Source organism: Ruegeria sp. HKCCD4315 (assembly GCF_013112245.1).
In the GTDB taxonomy this organism is placed as follows: Bacteria; Pseudomonadota; Alphaproteobacteria; order Rhodobacterales; family Rhodobacteraceae; genus Ruegeria.
This window is the reverse complement of sequence record NZ_WVRN01000001.1, coordinates 2151637-2173732: the sequence shown is the minus strand read 5'-3', so window position 1 is coordinate 2173732 and position 22096 is coordinate 2151637. Positions and strand designations below refer to the sequence as shown.

Here is a 22096-nt window from a genome sequence, read left to right as displayed (position 1 = left end):
ACTGCTTCGAGCCCGAAGCAGACTCCAGTTCACGACACCAGACCAACTCACGTTCAATAATTTGTCCGCGAGCCGAGGTGGTCTGCAAGCTGATCAAAAACCAACCTGATCCTTCGCGCTGTTTGTAACTCAGAGTGTGTGGCCAACCAGATAGGAAATTTGAATGGCTCGCGTTCGGGCAGAACACGCTCCACACCGGGTGTAAGGGCTGCCACATCGTCTGACATAACACTAATGCCGAAGCCTTGGCGCACAAGCTCCCATGACACTATCCCGCTCTGCGATCCAATCCGAAAATTCTTGCGGGTTACTTCGATGCCAGCCGGATTGAGAAATCCAATCATCGTGTCAAGATCGCCAAAGCTGACGAAATCCATCTTAGCAAGTTCGTCTTCATTTCGTGGTCGCCCAACCTGTTCGAGGTATGAAGGGGCAGCGTAAAAATGTGCCGTCGCTTCTGCCACGAGCTTTGCAATCAGGTCCGGCTGTGTCGGGCGCACATGCCGAATTGCGATATCTGCCTCGCGCCGCTGTATGTCTCGTATGTCATTTGCTGCGACAACGTCGATCTCAAGCCGCGGTGCCGCGATCCTGATCTGTTTGAGAATAGGCGGTAGCTGATAGGCTGACATCACGTCGGAAGCAGTGATCCTGACTTGCCCTTCAACTGCTTGTGACTGGCTTGTTGCGGTCAGAGAAATTCTGTTCGCGACATTTGCCATTTCACTGACATGCACCAAAAGCTCAGCACCGGCTGTTGTCAGATTAAGCGACTTGCCAACCCTTTCAAACAAGGTGACGCCTAGCGCCTGTTCCAGCGCGGCGACCTGACGACCCACGGTTGGCTGGGTCTGTTCAAGCACGCGCGCCGCGGCGGAAAACGAGCCTTCTTCTGCCGTTGCAAGAAAAGACCGAGCCTGGTTCCAATCGAAATTGATTGCCTTCCAATTCATGCATTAATGCATAACAGTTCTGCAATATCTGGCAATTTAATAAATTGGCGTTTTAAGATATTGGCTGCGGTGACGCCAAAGGAAAAGAGAAACGATATGGCTACATTATCCAAAGATGCCGCATTTTGGAGCAAGATTTCGCGCAAATATGCGGCTGATCCTATCCGAAATATGGAAGGGTATCTGAACACGCTCGAACGTACAAAGTCCTACCTGAAAGCCGAAGACAGCGTGCTGGAAATCGGCTGTGGAACGGGGTCGACCGCGTTGTTGCTGGCACCGGATGTGGCTCAAATAACTGCCTCCGATCTCGCACCGGGGATGATCGAAATCGCTAACGAAAAACTCGCTGAAGAAGAGCTGGAGAATGTAACGTTCAAAGTGGCCGAGGTTCTGCAGCACGATCCTAACGACGGTTCTTACGACGCTGTCCTCGCACATAATCTGCTGCACCTTGTTCCCGATCTGGGCAAAGCACTCGAACACATTGCGACCCTTACAAAACCCGGTGGAGTATTCATTTCCAAAACCGTCTGCGCTCCGGAGAGTGGAGGGTTGAAATATGGCATGATCAGCCGAATAGCGATCCCGATTATGCAGTTGCTCGGGAAAGCTCCGTTCGTAAATTTTGTGTCCGTAGCTGAACTCCAGCAAGCCGTTGAACTTGCGGGCTTCGATATCGTCGAGACGGCGGATCAAGCCGGGTTATTGCTGAGCCGGTACATTGTCGCGAGAAAGCCTTAAAAAAAGCATTCGCGCCATAATTATGTGCATGCAAGGGACAGCTCGGGCCATCAAATTAGTATAATGATGAAAGATGGGATTTCATTTGCACGCCTTTCGGAAATCGATCCGAATGACATTGCGATTCATATGTCCGACCCCCGGGTAGCAGAGCATATGCCGCTTTTGACGTTCAAATGGAGTATCGAGGTCGCAAGAGAGTTTATCACTAAGAAGGAAGGCTACTGGGCGCGGGACGGTCTTGGACATTGGGCGTTTTTGTCAGGCGGTCAGTATGTTGGTTGGGGGGGCTTTCAAAAAGAAGATGACGAGTGGGATTTTGGGTTGGTTTTGCGGCCCGACGCCTTTGGCCTTGGGAAACGGATTTCCAAAATGGCAATCGACTTTGCGATCGCTGACAAACGTATCCCCTTTGTCACGTTTCTGTTGCCACCAAGTCGAAAAAATCTGGGTGCGCTCCGGAAACTCGGCGCCAATCACATAGGCGAGATCGAATACGAAGATGCTCAGTTTCTCAAGTTTCGCCTGGATACGGAGTGAACTCCGTTCTTCCTGATTTTTCCCGGTGGTGCGCCATACACCCGTTTGAAGGCTTTGTTGAACGCAGGCTCTGACAAGTATCCGATGTCAGCGGCAATCTGCGAGATAGGTTGATCGGTGGACACCAACCTTTCTCTGGCCAGGTGCATACGCCACGTTGCAAGATACTGGATTGCCGGAACACCTACCAACTCAGTAAACCGCGCCGCGAAAGCGGATCTGGACATACCAGCAACCTCCGCGAGTGACTCGACTGTCCAAGCCGCAGCAGGCGCACGGTGAATTGCGACTATCGTGCGCCCGATCTGCGGGTCTCGCGCAGCTTTTAACCAGCCTCGATCCGCATCGGGTGCGCTGTTCAACCAACGACGAATGGCCTCAATGACAACCACATCGGCCAGTCGTGTGATCACGGTTTCGCCGCCCGGTCTCAATTCCCGCGCCTCTTTTGCGATGAATTGCAAAGTTGCCTGTAACCAGCTTCCGGCGTCCTCCTCCCACGGGTCGATTTTGAGTACATCTGGAAGCAAGCGCATCAACATATCACTGGCGGCGTGATCTATTCGGACCAAGCCGTACATGATGCCCGTCTCCGCGCCGCCGCCGCCGTATTCCAGTGTTTCATAAAGCTCGGTTACCTTGCGAATAGGCAACTCCTCCAGCGTTAAAAGCGGCGTGTCTTCTGAGCTAAAGAAACCGACCGGAGCTCCGTTGGTCATCAAGACAAGATCGCCTTTTTCGACCTCGAACGGGTCATCGTCACCGACCTTCATTAAGCACCGCCCGTGTGTGATGACCGCAAAGCTCAGTACACCGGGAAATCCCGGTATCGATACGCCCCAGGGTGCTGTCATGCGAGACTGGCAATAGAATGTGCCAGTGAGTTTCAGAAGATGAAGGATTTCCCCCAGCGGATCGCCGATCGGCTTTGCCAGTGCATCTGGGTCAGGGACATGTGGTTCAACCTTGTTCATGTCGCGACTTTGGCTGAAATTTGGCTCTTCGTCTATACTTTTAGGACGATTGGATAATATTAATGGATTTTGAAGAATAGAATATCTCAATTGACTGTCTAATTTCGGGTCATCAACTGAACTCATGGAGATGACCAATGACACAGCAAACCATTCTTGTACTTGGCGCAACAGGCAAAACCGGATCGCGGATCGCGACACGTCTGGAAGAAAAAGGGCAGACAGTCCGGCGCGCATCGCGGAACAGTGAAACGCCATTTGACTGGGAACAACCGCAGACCTGGCCCGCAATCCTGGAAGGCGTCTCGTCTGCCTATATTTCTTACTTTCCTGACATCGCTTTTCCAGGTGCGGTTGAGCAAGTCGAAGCCTTCACAGCATTGGCTCGTGAAAAGGGATTACGGCGTTTTGTGCTGCTAACCGGGCGTGGCGAGTTTCATGCGCAACGAGCGGAAGCAGTCGTACGCAATTCCGGAGTTCCGTTCACTATCGTTCGTGCAGCATGGTTTGCCCAAAACTTCTCTGAAGGGGCATTGCTTGGTCCGGTCATGGCAGGTGTCTTGCCAATGCCCGCCGGCGATGTACGCGAACCAATCATCGACGTGGACGACATCGCCGATGTTGCCGTAGCTGCTTTGACAGAAGAAGGACACGACGGCGAACTTTACGAAGTCACGGGACCACGTCTCATGACGTTTGCCGACATGGCTGCAGAGCTTTCGCGCGCAATGGGCAAGACTGTGCAATACCTGCCCATTTCATTCGAAGACTTCCACGCGGAAATCGCGCACGCGAATGGCGAGATGATTGCTGATGTGATTACGGACATCGCGCGTGAAACGCTGGACGGGCGCAATGCGAACCTCGCGGACGGGGTCCAGCGTGCGCTTGGACGCGCGCCACGCGACTTCGCCGACTTCGCAAACAAAGCTGAAATGTCTGGCGCGTGGACCAAAGCCGCTTAAGCCAAGCCAAAGGACATTGGAGAAAAACATGAAACTTGAACTTAAACGCAGACTTATCTTGGGTCTGTCCGGATTAACGGCATTTGCCATAGGTCTGGCCATCACTCTGGACCCACGGTCTTTCTACGCCAACTACGGCATCGTACTCTCGCCGCAGCCAAACCTGATGAGCGAGTTGCGTGCACCTGCTGCCAATCTTGCGGTACTTGGCCTGATCATTTTGTGCGGAGCATTTTATCAAAAGTTAGTCCAGGCCTCAGCCTTGCTTGGGGCCACGGTTTTCTCAGCTTTCGCCGTGGGCAGGACAATCAGTTTCGTCCTCGATGGTTGGCCATCCGAAAACATTCTTGCCGCATTTGCGATAGAGGTTTTGCTTGGGGTGTTGTGTTTGTGGGTTGTCGGTGGAAATGCGAAATCTGCAGCGCCGGCCTGAGACGGCTTTGTCCGCGTAGCGGTCACTCAGACAGAACCCGGCAAACGGCTGCTCTCAGCCCAAAGCTGTCGGACTATCCATGCCGATCGTGTTGGCGATGTCTTTTCGCCTGCAAAAAACTCGTTGATCGACTCAATCAGGTGAAGCCCAATTCTCCGGTGTTAGCGATTGAGTGGCGTCGTTTTTTTTTGCACCTTCTGCTGCGCAATTCGGCCGGTGAATGTGCGGCTTCTTGGTCCGCGCGCAGTAGAGGACGACGACATGCAAGCCAACAGAATAAACGCGGCGACGATTGGGATGGCATTCGCAACCCTCGAAACGAGCGCCTTCGCACAGCCCGTCGAGCTGACCGAAGACGAACTGCGCAACCTCGTGTAGCGCTCCTACCAGTACGTCGCGATGTTCAACGTGAACAACAAGTTCGCAGACTCCCGCAGCGGCTGGCACACCGTGCTCGCAGACACGGAGTTGAAGGACCACACCTTCACCGACATCGCGCGGCCGAATAACGATAGGCTCTATATCACGGCCATGCTGGATTTGCGGACGGAACCGATGGTCGTTCAGTTCCCAGCCTTCGACTCCACTAACGTTTCGATCATGATCACGGGCTACGATCACTACGTCGACGCGCCGATGAGCACTTGTCTTGGCGACTTTGCCGAGCCGTCCTTTCTCAATAGTAAGTTTTGGTTGGTCTGAAGGTTGGAAAGTGTAGATTCCAGCACGGCACCCAGATTGACGCGAAGGAACGGAATACGCGGACAGCGGCCTTCTCTTTACGAAACGGAATCATCTAGACGTGCGGGGGAACAGCATGAAGCATACGCTTGTACGGTTTGTTTGCGCCCATCCAAACCTGCCCTCTTGGGCCAAGCGCCTGGAAGCACAGAGGAGTGCGTCGGTCTTGGACCTGTGGAGGTCATTTTTAGAGGGCGCCGTCTTCTCCAACGGCGGTGGCCCAGACGCCTGGCTCGCAGTCACGATCGCTCGATGGCGTAGGTTGGGTGCGGCCTTCGAGGTAGCAACAACCTTCGCGCGCGACCGTATAAACGTCACGCATGCACTTGCATGTCCTCCAAAGGAGCGATTTGATCCCGATCATTTCGTGCTAATGTGCTGCGGAGAATTTGTCGACGCCGTGGGTCATGTCCGAGTCTTTCAGAACCGACACACTGCGCGGCATGGCCGTGGTTACTTCGTTCCGCATTGGCCTCAGCCCGGATTACTGCCACGTGACCCAACTAGGCTAGAGGCGGTGAAGCGAATGGCATATGTTGGATATGCGCCGGAGATGTTGCCGTCGCTCAATGGCGCGGAGGTTTCGCAGGCGCTGTCGCAACGTGACATTGAGTTTTGCTGTCCTAGCATCCTTGATTGGCACGATTACCGGAATGTCGACCTCGTCGTGGGCCTTCGTCCGGCCGAAGGCATTCGTTCCACCGCAAATTGGCAAGCCACAAAGCCTGCATCAAAACTTGTAAATGCCTGGCATGCCGGTGTCCCAGCAATCCTTGGAGACGAGTTGGCGTATCGGGAAGTTCTGAAATCGCCACTCGATTATCTCGCTGTCGCGCCCAGGGCGGAAGCCGTCTTACACGCGGTTGATAGACTAAGCAATGATCCTGGAGTGTACAACGCGATGGTTCGTAATGGACGTGTTCGCGCTCAAAGCTTCTCGAATGATCGGATTTTGGGTGTATGGAACGATTTGCTCCAGACAACGGCGAGCAAGGCTTTTTCGTCATGGCGCGCATCGCCCATTCGACAAAGAGAGATACTGCACGACCAGCTCTTGGGCGGACATAAGGCGCCGTGGGAATGGTTCGACTACCAGAGCGCTGGTGAGAACGACCCGCTCCGAGGTGCGTTCTCTTCCCTGCGAACATACCAGTCCGACGCGTTTGAAGACTTTGAGATCACCCTTGCGTCCTAGAGTCAGGACTTATGACCGGTCTTGTCAGATGAACACTGCTTTAGCTGGGCAGGGCAGTTGCGTAGCATTTGCCCATGACCAGACCCGCCTTTTTCAATCTACCTAGGAAATGGCATTTCAATGGTGCTCAACATATTGATGGTCTTAGGTATCGTTATTCATGCCGGTTTTACATTCTGAACTGGTCAGGCTAAAATTCGCCATGCGGCAGCTGTGTCCGCAACCCGGTCCTAGCCGCGTTTTCTACCAGTGTCTGCTCTGGATCAAAGCGGCCGTTGACGCTCCGACCTGCAAACGGTCCAGAGCCTAGACATGCGCACATGAGCTCGGCCAAATAAGGCTTTGCATTTAAGAAACTGCGTTAGCAACCTATAGCACGAGGATTTGGTTTCTTCCCCGCCATGCGCCTCTGGTCATCAATAATCCAACTGCTTTTTGCCTCAATGTGTTTTAACCTCGGCAAACGATTTTTTTCGCATCCAATGGTATGGAAACCGGACAAAAAGGACAACCCATGCGCTTGCTTCCTGCACTTATTGCAACGGCTCTTTTCGCAACTGGAGCGGTTGCTCAAACAATTGACAGAATCTAAAAAAACAACGAAATCCGATTTGGCTTTCGAACAGATGCTGCTCCATTGTCTTACGTTAACGACCAAGGTCGGCCGTTTGGCTTGTCACCGTTGATTTGCGACCAAGTAGCGCAATATCTTGCGAAGAAACTGGAATTGCAGGATCTAAACGTCCAGTTCATTCCAGTGGACGCCAAGGATCGTTTCGAGAAAGTCGCCTCCGGCGAGGTGGATATGCTTTGTGGGGCCGCGACCATAACACTTTCCCGTCGCGAAGTCGTTGATTTCTCAATTCCAATTTATGTCGATGGCACGTCCATATTATCACCAATTGAGGCCGAGGGCACAATGAGCGCGCTGGTGGGGAAGAAGGTTGGCATGAGAAGCAGCACAACGACAGAGGCATCCGTTCTCAATTCCTTTGAAGCGGCAGGTAAAGAAGCAAATATGGTGCGGTTCGCTTCACTCCCTGATGGTATCAAGGCGTTACGAGACGGCGAAATCGATGCCTATTTTGCAGATCAGTCGATTTTGTTGGTCAACTACATTGCTGCCGGACTAAAGGGTAAATTTAAGTTGTCCCAAGAAATACTGACGATAGAAAAGCAAGGGTTAGCAATACCGAAAGGAGACTATGACTTTCGATTGCTTGTGGACCGCATTTTGTCAGAAATGTATGCTCAAGGCAAAATGGAGGAGATCTTTCGCATTGCTTTGCCAGGGATCGAGCCCAGCGAAGCATTGAAAGCTCTCTACGTTATCGCCCCTACCAATCCTTGAGACGCATTGCATCAAACAGTTTTGTTGCGTGTCTATTGCCCTGAGCGATTGAGACTTGTTGGCTCGGATAGCGGTCGTTCAGGAGACTTCCACCAAGCGCCGCATCGACGCCGGAGCGCAAAGTCGTTCTTTTGCATAGAGGGCGTAAGACTTCCCCTTTCGAAACTGTCATTTGGTTCGCTGACTTCCCGGTTGAATCAGTGTTTTCATGCCAACATTGACCAGAAGCAAATGGAACATTTACCGACCAAGTTTACATTTGTGGAAGCTTCTTATTCAGACGAGTTGCATCGGCGGCCGCGGTTAACCTTTTACGTCGTGTAGTGGGCTTCTTCGCAAGTTTGATCCATCTCAAAACGTTCCGCCTATACGATGGGGCGAGTTCTTTCCACTTCTCGTGGTCTAAAATGGCCGATAAATCCTCGGGCACGAAGAGCGCGTCAACATCGTCAAAAAAGTTCCAAAGTCCCGACTTGCGGCTTTCAGAAACCGCCGCTTCGCCGGCTGGATGCATGCGGCCCGCATTTCGTAGACGCTCAACGCGATCTTTGTAAGTCTTTGACCAAGCTTGTTGTTTGCGTGGCGCAATCAGTTGCGCTGTTCGGGCGTCGTCCACAACAAATCTACGACCGTCTATCCATCCGTGAGCAATGAGCGCGTCTAGAACCTCTTCTTGGCTTACGTACCTGTCGGTATACGCCGCCTTCCAAGTGACAAGTCGGACGCTTTTGCTCGCCGCATGGTTCTCCGCAAACCAAGACCACAATTGGTCTGAAGATGTGATTTCAAGCAGCTCCATAACTCTAAGGTAGGCACCACACTCCAAAAGTCACTGACCGGCATTTGGCTATTAGTGGTGCTTGAGAACCAATTGAAACTGCGTGGAGCGCACTACAACACCCGCAATCCGAACGACCGTGTAGTCCGCACAGCAGACATAGTCGTTTTACGACACAAAGTCTGGTTCCGTTCTTTAGCGGACATCCAGGAAAACTGCTCAAGACAGAGAGTATCTGGTCCCCATCGAGCCACCCCGCTGAAACATGGTCAGCTTTTGTTCTTCAAAACTTTCAATTTCTTATCATCTTTCTGTGACCGGATAGCTTACCCTGAACTGGTCGCGGAGCATGCGAAAGATGAACTTGGCCTTGTGACTTATAGTCAAAGGTTCATTCGAAATTCTAAGACTGTTCCACTTGCTGGAGCAAGTTGATCGCCAGGTGTTCAGCGTAGCTGCGCCAACACATCTTCCGCGGCCCTTAATCCTTCTAGGTGGGCTCCGCTGACCGAGCATTGTTGGTTAGGATGTGTAGCTTCACCGGCGAAGTGCACCCGCTCAGCATGAGACTGGCGTAAGACAGCGCGTTTGTTGTGGCCTCCCGGCTTGGCTCCAGCGTAAGAACCACGCACATAGGGTTCATTTCGCCAAGCGGTAGCGTGGCCTTTGATGAAGGCTTTTCTGACTGTTGTGCCGAAAAAGCCAACCAATGTTTCGAGCGCGTGCTCTATGGCGCTTTCAGGCCCCGCGTCCTGCAAAAGTCTGGAAAAGCTTCCAGAACTTTCAAAGCTGGTAAGGCCGGTGTTTGAGATGTTGCAAAGAAAACCGCCTCCGCGGGCTACCCCGTTGGCGTCGGGTTCTAAGTGGTACGTCAACCAAGTATCGGGTTGCACTGGCAAAGCTCCGGAGCGGAAAAGGAGGCCAGCGTGATTGTAGTCTCCCATAGTGATGAGCTCGAGCGCTGAGCGTCGGTCGGATTCTAGCGGGGGATCAAAGTGGATGATGTCTTCGGCTAGGACGCCGACGGAAACTGTAACAATTACGGTTCGAGCTTTGATCTTGCCAGTGGCCGTAGTTATCTGCACCCCTTCAGTGAGAGATTTTATTTCTGTGACCGGAGTGGCCAATTTAATTGGCAGCCCCTTTGCAGTGCATGCAATTAGGTGTCCGAAGCCTTCGCGACAAAACCAATCGTCTCCGCCCTCCCAGGCACTGATGTCTCGCAGAGATGTATCCGGCAAATCTCTGGCAATCGACAAGGCAAATGTCATCGCTGCCGTGAACGACCAATGCCCTTTGTTCTGCCAAATGTCTGCCAAGGACCGGTCTGTTGGAATTCCGGTACTTGCTTCAATTTCTGCATCAATGCGCGCCGCTTCAGTGATCGCGCTATGAAGCTCGTCGACTTCGTCCCACAGAACAGCGTCATCCTCCAAGCCATATGTCACCGCGTTGTCTGGGGCTGCATAGAGATCAAGGCCGAGTGCGAGACCTGGAGCTTTCAGAGCGTTTGCATGTTCGGTGTGCATCCAGTGCGCACCCATGTCGAACGGGACGCCAAAGATTTCCGTGTCCGTGTGTGTGCGCCCCCCGACGCGGTTGGATGCCTCGATGCAGACTACTGAGAGTCCCGCGGATTTGAGAGCGTGAGTAGCTGCAATTCCTGCTGCTCCGGCGCCAACGACAACGACGTCAAAGTCGTGAACTTTCAATGCTTTCGCTCCAGAAATGAGATTGGCATGAGAGATGGTTTTCGGAGTGGGTTTGCGCTTTCCTTACATTTTGAGAATTTACAAGGATTTGAGTTATCCAAGGATTTTGTCGTTTGCGCGGAAGCAGTCATTGATTGGTTCTTGAGTTTAGATTGCAAACGAATTCTGGAATTGAAACGCCCTCGTATCCAGCCAGATCGAGCGGATCTTCCGTGTCAAGCTTGCTGCATCTTCGGTAGATTTCCAGCATCTCGGCAGAAAGCTCGCCGCTCTTAAAAAAATACATCGCGGCAGCATATCTTGTGGCGCCAGAGCCAGGTTTTCCGATGGCTGTTACCAGGAACTGCGTTTGAGCTTCTGCTTCCTCCACTTTGAATATACCTTTAGTCACGATTTCGGCTCAGCGGACATCGCATCATTCAACGCGGCAACTTCATCTTCTCCAGGCGCTGATTCAGAGTTGTAGATTGGCAGAATGTTCCTGAGATGGTCATGATGAGAGCGCACGCCGTACTCGAGATCAGAAAGATAGAAGCCTTCAAACGCCTCCGAAGCCATGGCTTCGTTGGACCATATCGTGAGCTGAATATCTTCTTCCACTGTCTCTCGATCAATCCGGGCGGCAAGGTAGCGTGCCGCTCTTTGTTGGCGGTCTTCGTTCGGGTTTCGGTATGTCGCGCTCCGTAGAATGGATTTATCCGTCGTGATCGGAAACTCTTGATAAAAGAGGGTCGTCTCAGGTGTGACGGCTATGACCGCATTTGGAAAAATGCCGTAGTAAAGCCAAGTTTTGTGCAAGTGTTCTGGCAGGTGAGGCTGTGGTTTAGTGAATTTCTTGTAGTTGCGAACGGCCCACCTCCGGCCCTTTGTCGGAGTGAATTTTCCGTCAGAACGTGAGATACCATCGACATATGGTTCGTCTGAATAGGTCGAGCCATACAGATCCTGAAGGGCAGGGTGCGCGAGCGGGACATGATACCCTTCGTTGTCGACATCTCTGATCGATTTCCAGTTTACAGGAGTCTCCTCGGTCCAGATTCCGTCCGTCGGGACATGTTCGGCCATTTTGTAGGCAGAGACTTCCTGTTCAATCGGGGCTAGCAGTTCGGCTACTGATGGCTGGGGTCCAGGTTTGAATCGGACGAAGAAAAAACCCTGCCAGATTTCCATTTCAATCTCTTTCAGGCCAAACTCGTGCTTGTCTAGATCGGGGAACGACTCCGGACGGGCGGCGCCGCGTAGCGTTCCATCAAGATTGTAAACCCAGCCGTGAAATGGGCAGACTAGAGCGTTTGCACATTTTCCTTGCTCTTTCGAGACCAGCCGAGAACCGCGGTGACGACAAACGTTTAGAAACGCGCGGATGTCCGAGTTGCTGTCCTTCAAGATCAGGGCGCGCTCACCGCACATGTCAAAACATAGAAAATTACCGGGTTCCGGAACATCCGAAACATGGCACGCGATTTGCCAATGCGTTTTGAAAAGTTCGCTCTTCTCAAGTTCAAGAAGGGCATTGCTGTGATAGCACCAACCGGGCAACCCGCGACGGTCCCAATTGGTAGGAATTTCTGTGTTTCTTACTTCGTCGCGCATCGGAACAACCCGCATAGTTTTGGTTTGGTCAGTTTGGGTCTCAGATGGGGACAGTATCCAGGAGTGAAAATTTGGCCTTGCTGGATCCGCCACTCTTCGACTGAGCGTAGGTGTCGCTTAAATTGACTTGCTCGTCAACTTTTTCTGACTGAATGATCATTCAGAAATGTGCCGCTAGTCACGCCTGTGAGGTTTCCTTGGTCGATGGTTTTCGATTTACCTGCTCAAATCAGGTGCAAAACCAGTGATACGTAAAGATATGATCAAAATTCATTCAGCCAAGCTTGACAGTGCAGATTTCAGCGGACTACCGTTCTGAATGACCAGTCAGATAAAAACATAGCGACTTGGGGGAATGGGGTGCTTGGTGATCGCGCCGGCAACGCAGGCGCGATCATTCGAGAAGACAGACTAGCAAACAAGGCAAGACAAATTCAGCCACCACTCAGGGAGAGGAAGCGAAGTTATGAACTCAATCAGGAAAATCGCCGGAATTACAGTTATAGCAGCAACTACTACTGCAGTTTCGGGATCGGCTTACGCGCAAGAGCGTGTGTTGAAGGTTACGAATTGGGGAGAATACATCGCTGAAGACACAATCGAGAACTTCGAAAAAGAATACGGTATCAAGGTGATCTATGATCCGTATGACTCTGCCGAAGCAATTGATGCCAAGCTACTCGCGGGAAACAGCGGATATGATGTGGTTAGTCATGCCGGCAGTGATACGGCTCGTCTGATTAAGGCGGGAATTGTTGCGCCGTTGGATATGTCGAAGCTGGACAATATCAAGCACATCGACCCGGCAATCATGGAGCAGTTGTCAAGTGAATGGGATCCAGGCAACCAACACTTCATTCCTTATATGTGGGGAACGCACGGCGTCACATACAACGAAGAATTGGTGAAAGAGACGTATCCAGATGCCCCCATAGGCTCGATGGATATGGTTTTCGATCCTGTTCACATGAAAGAGCTGTCCAAGTGTGGAGTTTCATTCCTGGATTCCCCGGGCGACATCATTCCGATGGCTTTAGCGCATATGGGCCTGGATGCGAACTCCACAAACAAGGAAGACTATGAGAAGGTTGGGGAGATGTTGGCGGAAATCAGGCCATACATCAAAACCTTCGATAACTATGCTTATCAACGGATGCCTCAGAAAGAGTTCTGTGTCTCAACCCCATGGGGCCCTGACGGTCTCCTTGCCATGTCTGGCGCAGCGGAAGCCGACACTGGTGTAGTGCTAGACTTCTTCCTGCCCGAAGGTGATCGTACAGCGCAGCTGTGGATTGATGGTTGGCTAATCCCGGAAGACGCCGCGAACAAAGAAGACGCTCATCTTTTCCTGAACTATATGATGCGCCCCGAGGTTGCGGCCAATGATAGTAACTTCACCTGGTATGCGACCGCCAACCTGACGGCCAAGCCCATGGTTGATGAGGCTGTAACCTCCAGCCCAGCCGCGTTCCCAACATCGGATCAGGTTGCCAAGATGTACACGACTGCCGTTCTTCCTCCCAAGGTCGAGCGCTTGCAGACACGTACCTGGACTGACTTTAAGGCCGGAAACTAAATCCACTCACACCGGCAAATGAAGTAGCGGACCAGACCGGTTCGCTACTGCATCCCCAGATCCCGACTGGCAGACTAAGAGGCCCAAATTGACTGTTTCCACGGCTGTCAGCCCAGAACCATGGCTCAATCAAAAAGAACAGGAACCTCTGGTCAAAATCAGAGGCGTAACCAAAAAATACGGTGCAGTGACTGCTGTCGATAACGTTGATCTGGATATCTACAAAGGAGAGTTATTCTGCCTTTTAGGCGGATCTGGATGTGGAAAGTCGACACTACTTCGAATGCTTGCTGGGTTTGAGGATTTGAACAGTGGTACAATCACTATCGACGGAGTCGATATGGCCGATGTGCCAGCTTACGAACGTCCGACCAATATGATGTTCCAAAGCTATGCGCTGTTTCCGCATATGACCGTCGAAAAAAACGTGGCTTTCGGGTTGGAGCAAGACCATGTCCCCAAGCTAGACATTGCGGACAGAGTTCACGACATCCTCAAGCTTGTTGAGTTGGAAGATTTCAAAAAGAGAAAACCTAAACAATTGTCCGGTGGGCAACGCCAGCGTGTTGCATTGGCGCGGGCCTTGGTCAAACGTCCCAAGTTGCTGCTCCTGGATGAACCTTTGGCTGCTCTGGACAAAAAACTGCGTAAGCAAACGCAGTTTGAGCTTGCCAACATTCAGGACAAGGTCGGCGTCACGTTCATCGTCGTGACTCACGATCAGGAAGAAGCAATGACCCTGTCTTCGCGAATGGCCGTTATGGACGCGGGTCGCTTCAAACAGATTGGAACTCCGACAGAGATCTACGAGTTTCCAGAATCCCGCTTTGTGGCTGACTTTATCGGATCAGCAAATATTTTTGAGGGCAGGGTGACCGAGGATGGGGTCGACCATGTTCGGGTCGAAACCGAGTTCTGCGAAGTTTATATTGATCACGGTCATTCTGTTAAGGCTGGCAGCAAGATTTGGGTTGCGCTGAGGCCCGAGAAAATTCGACTTGAGAAATCTGATACAATTGCTGAGGGCGCGAACCAGACAGCGGCCGTTATCGACGATGTTGGGTATTTGGGAGAGACATCGATCTACAAGGTAAGGCTTCCCAATGGCGAAATCTTCGACGTCACTCAGCCCAACCAGTCACGTCCGACGCATGCTGCGCAGCGATTAACCTGGGAAGACAAGGTAAATATCAGCTGGGATCCGTCTAGCGCCATGTTGCTCCACTCATGACGGATTTCACCGAGGATATGTTCGAACCGCCGCAGGTTGAACGACAACCCATGATCCGTTTAGTGATGCGGCGTATCCATAGCAGATGGCGTCAGATCGTCACCGTCATACCGTTCTTCTGGTTGCTTGTATTCTTTCTGGCACCGTTCTTCATTGTCGCCAAGATAAGCTTAGCTGAACTGGCGATTGCGAGCCCGCCATTCACAAGTTTAATTGAGTGGACAGGTGACGGGATCATGACAATCCGCCTGGTCTTCGACAATTTTGTCTACATCTGGGAAGACAGCCTGTACTTTGACACTTACGTAAATTCACTCAAGATTTCAGTAACGTGTACGTTCTTGTGCCTCTTGTTTGGCTACCCTATTGCCTATGCAATTGTACGATCGGGGCCGGTTGCGAAGCCGCTCTTGTTGTTTGCAATCATTCTTCCGTTTTGGACGTCTTTCTTGTTGCGGGTCTATTCGTGGATGGGCCTGCTTGCGGATCAAGGCACGATCAACAACCTTCTGATAGCGCTGGGGGTGATCGATGAGCCGATCCGCATGCTTTACACGGAATTCGCCGTCTATATCGGGATCGTCTACACCTATATGCCGTTCATGATCCTGCCGCTGTACGCGAATATGGAGAAGCTGGACAACAGCCTGAACGAGGCGGCCGCCGACCTTGGTTCCAAACCAACGAACACTTTCTTCAAAATCACATTGCCCCTAACGATTCCTGGAATTGTCGCTGGTTCACTGCTGGTCTTTATCCCTGCGACCGGCGAGTACGTTATCCCCGATCTGTTAGGTGGCGGCAACGTGCAGATGATTGGGCGGGTTCTCTACAATGAGTTCTCTAGAAACAGCGATTGGCCAGTGGCCGCCGCAGTTGCGATTGTTCTGCTGTTCATACTGGTGCTGCCAATCATGGTTTTCCAGCACTACCAAGGCAAAGCAGCGGAGGAGCAATAGATGTACGCCAAACGCTCCCGTTTCTTAACCATCATGCTGACCTTGGGACTGGCATTCTTTTACATCCCAATGATCCTGTTGGTTATTTACTCATTCAACTACTCAAAGCTGGTACCGGTATGGGGTGGATGGTCGTTGCGCTGGTACAAGGAGCTTTTTCAATCTGCCGAAGTCTGGAGTGCTGTTTCACTCAGTCTTCAAATTGCCGTTGTCAACGCTACTTTTGCCACGGCGCTTGGGACCTTGGCAGGTCTGGCTATGGTGCGCTTTGGACGGTTCAAGGGGCGGACTTTGTTCGGTGGCATGTTGGTCGCGCCTTTGGTGATGCCCGAGGTGATAACCGGATTGTCCTTGCTGGTTTTCTTCATCTCGCTGAACCAGCTGATCGGATGGCCCGCTGAGCGCGGTTTTGCGACGATTACGATCGCGCATATTACCTTTTCAATGGCCTATGTGGCGGTGACAATTCAGGCACGCTTAACCGGTGTGGGGCAAACACTGGAAGAAGCGGCCGCTGATCTTGGTGCAAAACCGTTCAAAGTTCTAACAGCTATTACGATCCCACAGCTGACGCCGGCTCTAATTTCGGGATGGTTGCTGGCCTTCACGCTGTCTCTCGATGATTTGGTCATAGCGAGTTTTGTTACTGGTCCCGGCGCAAATACCTTGCCAATTTTGATCTTTTCGCGCATTCGACTGGGCCTCAGGCCGGACATTAACGCGCTAGCGACTATCATGATTCTTGTAATTGCGATTTGTGTTGCTATTGCAGCGGTAATTATGTTCCGGCAACAAAGAGCGGATCTGCTGGACAGGCAAATGGCTGAGCGAGAGGAGAGTTAAATTGGAGACGCATGAGCTTCAGAAAAAACGACGCACCGAACCTCCTGAAGTTCGTCGCTTGCAGTTGATCATGGCCGCCATAGACTCGATTTCGAAACGCGGGTTTTCTGACACGACGCTTAAACACGTGACAGAAACAGCCAATCTGTCCCATGGCGTGGTGAATTATCACTTCGACAGTAAGGAAGCGCTGTATGACGCAACGCTAGGTTTCCTTGCGCAAGAACACTATGAGAATTGGCTAAAGTCTTACGACGCCGCGGAACCTACAGCCGCACATAGGCTGGCTGCCATCATTCGAGCGGATTTTGACAAAAGCATCTGCACACACAAGCGCTTGGCTGTCTGGTTTGCTTTCTGGGGTCAAGCGAAGTATCGTCCTAATTATTTGAAAATACATAACAAATATGACAACGAAAGATACGACCGAATTCTGCAACTGTGTGGTGAATTGATCACCGACGGCGGTTACGACGATCTTGATCCAGAAAAAACAGCCCGAGCAGTAGAGGCGATGTCAGATGGGGCCTGGCTCAGCTTGATGTTGTACCCCAAAGTGGCCGATCGTCGGGAATTCAGGGATGTTTGCATGCTTTCGCTGTCGCGGTTTTTCCCAAAACACTTTCCGGTCTAAGGGAAAACAACGGACGGGGGCTTCAGCACCTTATCTTGTGCATTCCGGGGTCATAGAGCGGTTTTAACGAGGCGGTCGCATCGTACTTCTCGTCTGCGATTTCGATCTGCCACTGCCCCGATGCGATTAAGTCTGCAGTCAACGGCTCGTCAATCTCTGCAAAACCAATGCCGACAGCAGCGCCGAGCGTGTGCCCATATCCGCCAACTTGAATATATCCGACTTCCTTGCCGTTTAGATAAATCATCTCGTTGCCATACATCAGAGGCTCTGGGTCTTTTAGCAGGAACTGCAACATCCGGTTATTGGGCGTGCCTTTCGCCTTGATCGCGGCGAGTGCTTCCTTACCGATGAAACCACCGGGTTTGTCCAGTTTTACGGCAAACCCAAGCCCGGCTTCGATCGGGTTGTCTGTGTTGTCCACATCGATTCCGAAATCACGATAAGCTTTCTCTAGCCGCAGGGAGTTAAGGGTTTGCATTCCGGCATTGCGAACGCCCAAATCAAGACCTGCATCCATAAGCAGGTCGTAGGTCTGTACTGCCTGAGTGGCGGGCACGTGAAGTTCCCAGCCGAGCTCGCCGATAAAGGTCACGCGATAGGCCATAACTATGGCGTAACCGATGTCGATTTCTCGAGCAGTCATGAAGGGAAAGCCTTCGTCGGACAAATCAGCACCAGATATTCTGCTCAAAAGTTCGCGTGACTTTGGACCGTGAACGTTGATCTGGCAGCGTCCTGAAGTGATGTCTGTGATAACAACGTTTTCACCGTCCAAGATGTGCCGTCGCATGCGCATCTCGGTATGACCCGCCGAGTTTTCACCCACGATGACCCAGAATTTATGATCGGATAGTCGGGTAACTGTAAGGTCAGCCTCAAATCCACCTCGTTCATTTACCCAGGCTGTATAGACGACACGACCGGGATCAACATCAACTTCATTGCAAGAGAGGCGAGAGAGGAGGGCGCAGGCGTCTGGTCCTTCGACGCTGAAACACGCCATTGATGTCATGTCCATTACGATGACATCCTCGCGTGCTGCCCGGTGTTCTTCAGCGTGCCATTCAAACCAGTTTTGACGATACCAACTGTATTTCTCGACCTTGGCTTGTTCGGACGTCGGAGCAAACCAATCAGGTTGTTCCCAACCATTTCCTTCGCCAAAAAAGGCTCCGGCCTCTATGAGACGGTCATAGAGCACTGAACGCTTAACGTTCCTGGCCGTTTTGTAGTTCTCATTGTGGTAGTGCTGGCCAAATAACTTTCCGAGCAACTCAGGTGTCCTGTCGCGTCGAAAGGCCGGTGTTGCCATTTCACGGGAGAAACGATTGACGTTGATACCGGTGACATCGATTGGCGGCAACCCGTCCACCATCCAATGGGCCAGCACCATTCCTGTGCCTGCACCGTTCAGGATGCCAAGTGAGTTCATCCCACATGCAACCCAAAGATTGCGCAGTTCGGGCGTTGGGCCAACAAGTGGTGCAAGATCAGGCGTAAAGCTTTCTGGTCCGCAGAACAGTTTCTTAACGCCGTAGCTCATCGTGTCAGGTACGCGCGAATAGGCTTTCTCTAAGTCGGGCCCAACACGTTCCCAATCTGGCTCGATCTCTCCAAATTGCCATTCATCCGGGATACCATCGACCTTCCAAGCCGCAGCGCCTGGTTCAAAAAGCCCCAACATCATCCCGCCGACTTCTTCACGGTAATACGTGTATGTGGAAGGGTCTTCGAGAACAGGTAGGTCGCGTGGCAGTCCTGGGATGCTTTCCGTTATCAGATAGTAATGTTCAGCCGCCTGGAGGGGCAGATTAACACCATGTTTAGCCCCCAGTTGGCGGGACCACATGCCACCGCAAATCACAATGTTCTCTGCTGTTATGGTGTGACCACTTGCGGTCCGGACCCCCGTAGCGGTGCCGTTTCTGGCCAAAATCTCTTCGACCCGCACGCCTTCGTAGAAACGCGCACCTCTGTTTCTGGCTCCCTTGGTCAGGGACATTGTCACGTCCACTGGGTTGGCCCGACCGTCCTCGGGAATTAGGAATGCTCCAACGACGTCTGAGAGGTCCCCAATGGGGAACATATCCTGCGCTTCTTTTACCGAAACTTCGTGGTTGTTTATCCCGAAACGCCGCATGAAGGCGGCGACGCGGCGCATCTCATGCAGGCGTTCGTCATTGGTTGCAATCTGCAGATATCCAACGTCGCGGAAACCTGTGGATATACCGGTTTCCTTCTCTAGGTTCGCATAAAGGTCTCGACCGTGCGTGTAGATAGCGCACTCAGCTTCGGATTTAAGGAGGCCGGCTACGATCAGGCCTGCGGCATGCCAAGTGGTCCCTGATGTCAGTTGTCCCTGTTCCAGAACGACAACATCGGAATGGCCGAGCTTAGTCAAGTGATAGGCCGTGTTCGCGCCGATCGACCCCCCACCAATAATCACGGTTTGGGCATGCGTCGGTAGGGTGTCAGCCATTGCGAGAAAATCCTTCTAGGCGTTCTTTTCTCCGAATACCAGTCAAATCACTTGATGTCTACTGACTGAATGATCATTCAATTAAAGCTGAATCTTTGACCTGCGATTTCGCGATAAAGCTTGTCTGAGATGAGAGAAAAGGTTTCACTACAGTGACTGACTGACAATCAGATGCGGGGGAATCCTATGTCAGACGAAATCCTATATGATCAACAGGCAATCAGCTTTCTGGAGGAGCTTTGGGGGGAGGGATTTCTTTCACCGGGAGGCCCTGAAGAAGTTGCTCGTGTTGTTGAAGGGGTTGATCTGAAAGATAAGCATATCCTTGATATAGGATGCGGATCTGGGGCGATCGCAGTGTTGATGGCAAGGGAGTTCGGCGCCGCTAGAGTTACGGGGATTGATGTAGAGGCCCCGGTTTGCGCGGCTGCGAAAGAGCGAGTTGGGCAGGCGGATCTGGAGAGAAAGGTCGATATCATACAGGTCACTCCAGGTCCAATGCCATTCGAAGATGGTATTTTTGACGTAGTGTTTTCGAAGGACTCGATCATCCATATCCCCGACAAAGTAGCGATGGCTGCGGAAGCTTATCGTGTGCTCAAACCAGGCGGTTATTTCGCTGCTTCTGACTGGCTGACCAATCATGATGGTGAGATGTCACCGGAAATGGCGCACTACGTAAAGATGGAAGCCTTAGAGTTTCAGATGGCGTCGCCCTCAAAGTACCGAGCTGCTATGGAGCTGGCTGGCTTTGAAGACGTAGAGTTAGTCAACCGCAACGCTTGGTATGCTCAGGTATCAGCTGATGAGCTGGAGGAATTGACCGGGCCAAACCGAGCCGACTGGGAAGCTCGTCATGGTGCGGAGTTTATTGAACATCAGATCGAGATCTGGGACGCTATGCAGCCAGTGTTGAAAACCGGAGAGCATTGCCCTCATCACATCCGTGGTCGGAAACCTGCCTGATCTGACTGGAACTTTAAATGGACGCGATGACCGTTATGCGTCGTAGTCCTTGCTGACCTGCGCCATACCAGCTTCCATGATGTCGAACATTTCGTCTATCTGCGACGGAGTTATGATCAGAGGGGGCGAGAACACGGCCATGTTTCCAAATGGTCGCAAGAGGAGTCCCATCTCCTCGCACGCATCGTCCAGTTTCTGTCCAAACTTCACATGCGCTTCGTAACTCTCGACGTTCAGTCCAGGGCGACATTCTATGCACCCGAGGAGCCCGTCACCGCGCACATCCCCAACTATCGGAAACTTCTCCTTTATTTGATTTAGGCGGTCCTGGAAATGCGGTGTGACGCGTTGAACGTGTCCTAGAATGTCCTCGTGCTCCATGATTTCAATATTCTTAATGGCAGCCGCGCAGCTCACAGGGTGCCCGGAGTATGTGTAGCCGTTGTAGAAAACATCGTCGCCCGGTGCGTCTGAAATGCGTTTCATTACTGCGTCCGAGATTATGCAGGCACCTAACGGCAGATAGCCCGAGGTTAAACCTTTTGCGCAGGTAATAATGTCAGGGACGATGCCAAAGACGTCTTCTGAGGCGAACCAGTGTCCCAACCTACCAAAGCCGGTTACGACTTCATCCGAAATGTACAGAATGTCGTTTGCCCGGCAAATTTCGAGCGTGCGCTTGTGATAACCCGGAGGTGGAACGATCACGCCACCGGAACACAGGATCGGTTCCGCGATAAAGGCGGCAACACGGTCGGCGCCTACGTCAGCAATCAGGCTCTCAAGGTCAGCAACTTTGGCGTCGCACCATGCATCAACTGTTATGCCTTCTGGCCGGTGGTAGGGGTTCACGTCGGGCAGAAAACGCACCAGATCCTGAGCTTTTTCAAAGCTTGTTTCGAAACGTTCTTTTCCAGTGACAGTCGCGGCGAGAAAGGTTGATCCGTGGTAGCCTTTTTCCCGGCCGATCACGATCCTCTTCTCCGGTCGGCCAAGCCGTTTGTTCATGAAAAGTGCGGTCCTCAGTGCGGTGTCAACGGCGGTAGACCCACCGGTCGTGAAGTGCACCGTGTTCAGATCGCCTGGTGTACGTTCCGCGATCATTCGCGCCAGAACGGCCGCGGGTTCGGTCGTAAACGACCACGGCGACGCATAGGGCATCTTCATAACCTGTTGGGAAATGGTATCGGCCATCTCTTGACGCCCGTATCCGATCTGTGTGCACCACATTCCGCCAGGGCCATCAATATATCGCTTCCCGGCAGCATCCCAGAGGTAGATACCATCCGCTGTATTTACCCGCATGTACTCGTCGGACCCAAAGCCGTCGGTTCCGGCCCAAGGATGTAGGTGATGGTCGCGATCCCAAGCGACAAGGTCGCCGTCGGTTGGTGTATTATCCAGGGTGTTCACGTCTGCTTCTCCT

The 22096-nt window shown here is 52.1% G+C and carries 21 protein-coding genes; 13 read left to right on the top strand and 8 right to left on the bottom strand.

The features are described 5' to 3' along the window. Positions 1-53 precede the first annotated feature (53 nt). Complete coding sequence (locus GS646_RS10840) at positions 54-953, bottom strand: LysR family transcriptional regulator (protein ID WP_171189101.1); 900 nt, start codon at positions 951-953, stop codon at positions 54-56. 96 nt (positions 954-1049) lie between these two features. Here GS646_RS10840 and GS646_RS10835 point away from each other — a divergent pair, with 96 nt between their 5' ends. Together GS646_RS10835 and GS646_RS10830 are read left to right on the top strand one after the other, a co-directional pair. Next, positions 1050-1697, top strand: coding sequence for a class I SAM-dependent methyltransferase (locus GS646_RS10835; RefSeq protein ID WP_171189103.1), 648 nt, complete (start codon positions 1050-1052; stop codon positions 1695-1697). 66 nt (positions 1698-1763) lie between these two features. Continuing rightward, complete coding sequence (locus GS646_RS10830; RefSeq protein ID WP_171189104.1) at positions 1764-2237, top strand: GNAT family N-acetyltransferase; 474 nt, start codon at positions 1764-1766, stop codon at positions 2235-2237. On the opposite strand, the gene GS646_RS10825 is transcribed toward GS646_RS10830, so the two are convergent. Beyond that, positions 2204-3355: an AraC family transcriptional regulator gene (locus tag GS646_RS10825; protein ID WP_216602072.1), complete on the bottom strand. Its 1152-nt coding sequence runs from the start codon at positions 3353-3355 to the stop codon at positions 2204-2206. The genes GS646_RS10830 and GS646_RS10825 overlap by 34 nt on opposite strands. On the opposite strand from GS646_RS10825, the gene GS646_RS10820 reads away from it, so the two are divergent. From GS646_RS10820 to GS646_RS10800, 5 genes are all read left to right on the top strand, one after another. Further along, positions 3349-4176: an NmrA family NAD(P)-binding protein gene (locus tag GS646_RS10820; protein WP_171189105.1), complete on the top strand. Its 828-nt coding sequence runs from the start codon at positions 3349-3351 to the stop codon at positions 4174-4176. The two genes, GS646_RS10825 and GS646_RS10820, sit on opposite strands and share 7 nt — an antisense overlap. A gap of 28 nt (positions 4177-4204) precedes the next feature. After that, positions 4205-4609, top strand: coding sequence for a DUF4345 domain-containing protein (locus GS646_RS10815; protein WP_171241275.1), 405 nt, complete (start codon positions 4205-4207; stop codon positions 4607-4609). A gap of 399 nt (positions 4610-5008) precedes the next feature. After that, positions 5009-5311 carry a DUF1254 domain-containing protein gene (locus tag GS646_RS10810; protein WP_171189109.1) on the top strand — a complete coding sequence of 101 codons (303 nt, stop codon included), beginning with the start codon at positions 5009-5011 and terminating at the stop codon, positions 5309-5311. Positions 5312-5876: 565 nt separating this feature from the next. Then, complete coding sequence (locus tag GS646_RS10805; protein ID WP_171646711.1) at positions 5877-6545, top strand: glycosyltransferase; 669 nt, start codon at positions 5877-5879, stop codon at positions 6543-6545. Between the two features lie 604 nt (positions 6546-7149). Next, positions 7150-7896: an amino acid ABC transporter substrate-binding protein gene (locus GS646_RS10800; protein WP_371732107.1), complete on the top strand. Its 747-nt coding sequence runs from the start codon at positions 7150-7152 to the stop codon at positions 7894-7896. A gap of 253 nt (positions 7897-8149) precedes the next feature. On the opposite strand, the gene GS646_RS10795 is transcribed toward GS646_RS10800, so the two are convergent. The 4 genes from GS646_RS10795 to GS646_RS10780 all read right to left on the bottom strand — a co-directional run bounded on the left by GS646_RS10795 (position 8150) and on the right by GS646_RS10780 (position 11979). After that, positions 8150-8695, bottom strand: a complete 546-nt coding sequence (locus GS646_RS10795; RefSeq protein ID WP_171189115.1) for a YdeI family protein — start codon at positions 8693-8695, stop codon at positions 8150-8152. 425 nt (positions 8696-9120) lie between these two features. Then, complete coding sequence (locus GS646_RS10790; protein ID WP_170463992.1) at positions 9121-10386, bottom strand: NAD(P)/FAD-dependent oxidoreductase; 1266 nt, start codon at positions 10384-10386, stop codon at positions 9121-9123. 127 nt (positions 10387-10513) lie between these two features. Further along, the gene (locus GS646_RS10785) at positions 10514-10777 is read right to left on the bottom strand and encodes a hypothetical protein (RefSeq protein ID WP_256367988.1); all 264 of its coding nucleotides are present in this window, start codon (positions 10775-10777) and stop codon (positions 10514-10516) included. Further along, complete coding sequence (locus GS646_RS10780) at positions 10774-11979, bottom strand: aromatic ring-hydroxylating dioxygenase subunit alpha (RefSeq protein WP_171646715.1); 1206 nt, start codon at positions 11977-11979, stop codon at positions 10774-10776. The genes GS646_RS10785 and GS646_RS10780 overlap by 4 nt, the downstream gene beginning before the upstream one ends. Positions 11980-12445: 466 nt before the next feature. Between GS646_RS10780 and GS646_RS10775 the strand changes: the two genes are divergently transcribed. The 5 genes from GS646_RS10775 to GS646_RS10755 all read left to right on the top strand — a co-directional run bounded on the left by GS646_RS10775 (position 12446) and on the right by GS646_RS10755 (position 17222). Further along, entirely contained in the window at positions 12446-13555 is a 1110-nt protein-coding gene (locus GS646_RS10775; RefSeq protein WP_171646717.1) for an extracellular solute-binding protein, read from the top strand. An 88-nt stretch (positions 13556-13643) separates the two neighbouring features. Continuing rightward, complete coding sequence (locus GS646_RS10770) at positions 13644-14786, top strand: ABC transporter ATP-binding protein (protein WP_171646719.1); 1143 nt, start codon at positions 13644-13646, stop codon at positions 14784-14786. A 65-nt stretch (positions 14787-14851) separates the two neighbouring features. Continuing rightward, the gene (locus GS646_RS10765) at positions 14852-15745 is read left to right on the top strand and encodes an ABC transporter permease subunit (RefSeq protein WP_216600400.1); all 894 of its coding nucleotides are present in this window, start codon (positions 14852-14854) and stop codon (positions 15743-15745) included. Then, positions 15746-16588, top strand: a complete 843-nt coding sequence (locus GS646_RS10760; protein ID WP_171189117.1) for an ABC transporter permease subunit — start codon at positions 15746-15748, stop codon at positions 16586-16588. Positions 16589-16658: 70 nt separating this feature from the next. Continuing rightward, positions 16659-17222: a TetR/AcrR family transcriptional regulator gene (locus GS646_RS10755; RefSeq protein ID WP_253746418.1), complete on the top strand. Its 564-nt coding sequence runs from the start codon at positions 16659-16661 to the stop codon at positions 17220-17222. Positions 17223-17244: 22 nt separating this feature from the next. Here GS646_RS10755 and GS646_RS10750 read toward each other — a convergent pair whose 3' ends face one another. Continuing rightward, positions 17245-19704, bottom strand: a complete 2460-nt coding sequence (locus GS646_RS10750) for an FAD-dependent oxidoreductase (RefSeq protein ID WP_171646725.1) — start codon at positions 19702-19704, stop codon at positions 17245-17247. Between the two features lie 186 nt (positions 19705-19890). Between GS646_RS10750 and GS646_RS10745 the strand changes: the two genes are divergently transcribed. Next, positions 19891-20670: a class I SAM-dependent methyltransferase gene (locus GS646_RS10745; RefSeq protein WP_171189123.1), complete on the top strand. Its 780-nt coding sequence runs from the start codon at positions 19891-19893 to the stop codon at positions 20668-20670. A gap of 33 nt (positions 20671-20703) precedes the next feature. Here GS646_RS10745 and GS646_RS10740 read toward each other — a convergent pair whose 3' ends face one another. Further along, the gene (locus tag GS646_RS10740) at positions 20704-22083 is read right to left on the bottom strand and encodes an aminotransferase (RefSeq protein WP_171646727.1); all 1380 of its coding nucleotides are present in this window, start codon (positions 22081-22083) and stop codon (positions 20704-20706) included. Positions 22084-22096 lie beyond the last annotated feature (13 nt).

Bases quoted from the DNA above. Each gene is read 5' to 3' on its own strand.
- GS646_RS10755 (WP_253746418.1), top strand. From the start codon at position 16,659: ATGGCCGCCATAGACTCGATTTCGAAACGCGGGTTTTCTGACACGACG.
- GS646_RS10750 (WP_171646725.1), bottom strand. From the start codon at position 19,704: ATGGCTGACACCCTACCGACGCATGCCCAAACCGTGATTATTGGTGGG.
- GS646_RS10765 (WP_216600400.1), top strand. From the start codon at position 14,852: ATGCGGCGTATCCATAGCAGATGGCGTCAGATCGTCACCGTCATACCG.
- GS646_RS10820 (WP_171189105.1), top strand. From the start codon at position 3,349: ATGACACAGCAAACCATTCTTGTACTTGGCGCAACAGGCAAAACCGGA.
- GS646_RS10815 (WP_171241275.1), top strand. From the start codon at position 4,205: ATGAAACTTGAACTTAAACGCAGACTTATCTTGGGTCTGTCCGGATTA.
- GS646_RS10810 (WP_171189109.1), top strand. From the start codon at position 5,009: ATGTTCAACGTGAACAACAAGTTCGCAGACTCCCGCAGCGGCTGGCAC.
- GS646_RS10840 (WP_171189101.1), bottom strand. From the start codon at position 953: ATGAATTGGAAGGCAATCAATTTCGATTGGAACCAGGCTCGGTCTTTT.
- GS646_RS10775 (WP_171646717.1), top strand. From the start codon at position 12,446: ATGAACTCAATCAGGAAAATCGCCGGAATTACAGTTATAGCAGCAACT.
- GS646_RS10780 (WP_171646715.1), bottom strand. From the start codon at position 11,979: ATGCGCGACGAAGTAAGAAACACAGAAATTCCTACCAATTGGGACCGT.
- GS646_RS10760 (WP_171189117.1), top strand. From the start codon at position 15,746: ATGTACGCCAAACGCTCCCGTTTCTTAACCATCATGCTGACCTTGGGA.
- GS646_RS10745 (WP_171189123.1), top strand. From the start codon at position 19,891: ATGTCAGACGAAATCCTATATGATCAACAGGCAATCAGCTTTCTGGAG.
- GS646_RS10795 (WP_171189115.1), bottom strand. From the start codon at position 8,695: ATGGAGCTGCTTGAAATCACATCTTCAGACCAATTGTGGTCTTGGTTT.
- GS646_RS10805 (WP_171646711.1), top strand. From the start codon at position 5,877: ATGGCATATGTTGGATATGCGCCGGAGATGTTGCCGTCGCTCAATGGC.
- GS646_RS10835 (WP_171189103.1), top strand. From the start codon at position 1,050: ATGGCTACATTATCCAAAGATGCCGCATTTTGGAGCAAGATTTCGCGC.
- GS646_RS10830 (WP_171189104.1), top strand. From the start codon at position 1,764: ATGAAAGATGGGATTTCATTTGCACGCCTTTCGGAAATCGATCCGAAT.